A 2,291-nucleotide genomic window follows, 5' to 3' on the forward strand; every position below is an offset into this window, starting at 1 on the left:
CGGTCCCATTCCGAACCCGGAAGCTAAGACCCACAGCGCCGATGGTACTGCACCCGGGAGGGTGTGGGAGAGTAGGACACCGCCGGACACACATTAAGGTCGAGACCCCCCAACCCACTATGGGTTGGGGGGTCTCCCACATTTAAGACACACACAGTGCGGGTGTGCCGGCAACGATCAACGCTCACAGCGGCAACTCCCTGGGCCTCCACGCAAGTGGGGGCCTTTTGTCGTTAACGTTCCATGGCGTGTGGCTCGGGGGCGTGCTATTTTTTCAAGTGATCGTGATTCGTCAACAGGAGGTGAGACCCATGAACGCAGTATCCATAGTGGGCGCTCCCTTGTTGTCCACGATCGGGCGACTGAAGTAGTCGCCTCCGGGAGTGCCTTGATCCGCAATTCGCGAAAGGCAACTCCCATGAACACAACATCTTCTTCAACGGTAGGTACTACCCAAACGGGCATTTCGGCCCACCCGTCGTCCGACCCTCATCAGCAGCGACTCCTCGCCACGGGCCCTCTGAGGTCTGAGAGCGGGCGTGCGTTGGTCCTCGGGGGAGGGGGGTCCACCGGTAACGCCTGGCTCATCGGCGTGATAGCCGGCCTCTACGGGGCCGGGCTTGATGTGACCACCCCGGATCTCACTGTCGGAACGTCGGCTGGATCGACGGCAGCGGCCCAGTTGGCCGCGTCGTCCCCAGCGGAACTGTTCGCGGCCGCCGTCGCCCCCGCGCCTGAAGCCCAGCGGCGGCCGGGCGCGGCCGGATCTGACCGTGGTCGCCCGGTGGCTGTATCGAGCCACTTGGCCAGGATGAACCACATCATCTCCTCCTCCAAGGATGCGGCCGATATGCGCCGTCGTATGGGGGCAGCAGCCATGGAGTCGAACGCAGCGACGGACGATTCCTGGCAACCCAAATGGCGTGCTGTCGTTGCGTCCCGGCTCCCGGATCAACGTTGGCCGGACCGGCAGGTACTGATCACGGCCGTCGATGCCGAAACTGGTGAACCTACCGTTTTCGATCGCGAAAGCGGCGTCGAGTTGGTGGATGCCGTTGCTGCCAGCTGTTCCAGCTCCAGGCCTTACAGGATCGGGGCCAATTGGTACCTCGACGGCGGCTATCGGTCGAACGCCGAGAATGCCGACTTGGCAGCCGGACATGGACGGGTACTGGTGCTGTCACCTTTCGGCGGCCGGTCCCTTCAGCCCGTGGAGTGGGGCATGCACCTGGCGACGCAGGTTGAAGCCCTATGTGCAGGCGGCAGCAGGGTCGAGACCATTTTCCCGGGCCCTGACGCCGAGCACCTGTTTGGTGCGAACGCGATGGATATTTCCTTGCGTCCCGCCGCTGCCCAAGCTGGCTACGACCAGGGCACGGTCCTGGCAGGGAGGCTTGGCGAGTTCTGGCGTTGAGATGAAGGAGGGCTCCCACCAATGGTGGGAGCCCTCCTTTGCCTGGCCGCTGTGAGGGTGGTCTTACGCGCTGGGCGCCTTTGCAGCTTTGGCTGCTGCTTTGGCGGCCTGCTTGCTGGCGCGCACCTTGACCAAGGATTCTGGATCCACGATGTCGGCGACGGAAAGGTACGAGCCCTGTTCGCCGTAGTGGCCAGCGGCTTCCCGCCACCCCTCGGCTTGAAGCCCGCACTGCTTGCCAAGGAGGGCCAGGAAGATCTTCGCCTTTTGTTCGCCGAACCCGGGCAGGGCCTTTAGTCGGCGGAGTACCTCAGCGCCGTCGGGGGAGCCGCTTGTCCAGATTGACGCGGCGTCTCCGTTCCATTCGTGGTGGACGGTTTCCGCCAGCGCCTGGACCCTGCCCGCCATGGAGCCGGGGAACCTATGGACGGCCGGACGCTCCTTGAAGACTTCGACGAAGCCGGCGGGGTCGTACTCGGCAATCGTTTCGGGCTTCAAGGAGCCAAGGCGCGTGCGGATCTTCTCCGGGCCGGCGAAGGCCGATTCCATGGTCACCTGTTGATCAAGCAACATGCCTGTCAGCAACGCAAATGCGTCGTCGCTGAGAAGTTGGTCGGCGGCGGCATCGCCTGTGATGTGCAGTTCCATGGGTCCCATCCTCCCACCACTGAGAGCCGGCGTCATGGCGGCTTCTGTATAAGGTTCGACGGCGGTTTGGTGGGGGTTTGGTGGGTGGTTGGGGTGGGGTGTGGGGGTGGATTTGCGTTGGGGGTGTGGGGCGTGTATTGTTTTCTGAGTCGCCGGGTGCGAAACGGAAAGCCGGAAGGTGTGTACGGTTCGGTAGGCGGCCAAAAATAACTCTTCTTTTCCAATGGCC

2 protein-coding genes and 1 rRNA gene are annotated in these 2,291 nt (G+C 63.2%); 2 read left to right on the forward strand and 1 reads right to left on the reverse strand.

The window, feature by feature from the left end:
* A 5S ribosomal RNA gene (rrf, locus tag AC5RU9_RS21245) occupies positions 1 to 88 on the forward strand; the annotation flags it as partial.
* A 330-nt stretch (positions 89 to 418) separates the two neighbouring features.
* A complete protein-coding gene (locus tag AC5RU9_RS21250) occupies positions 419 to 1,414 on the forward strand; it encodes a patatin-like phospholipase family protein (RefSeq protein WP_494018067.1) in 996 nt (331 codons plus the stop codon).
* A gap of 63 nt (positions 1,415 to 1,477) precedes the next feature.
* Here AC5RU9_RS21250 and AC5RU9_RS21255 read toward each other — a convergent pair whose 3' ends face one another.
* On the reverse strand, positions 1,478 to 2,071 hold the full coding sequence (locus AC5RU9_RS21255) for an HhH-GPD-type base excision DNA repair protein (protein WP_211712170.1): 594 nt from the start codon (positions 2,069 to 2,071) through the stop codon (positions 1,478 to 1,480).
* Between the last annotated feature and the right edge of the window lie 220 nt (positions 2,072 to 2,291).

The organism is Arthrobacter sp. B0316-5-4 (genome assembly GCF_059090325.1).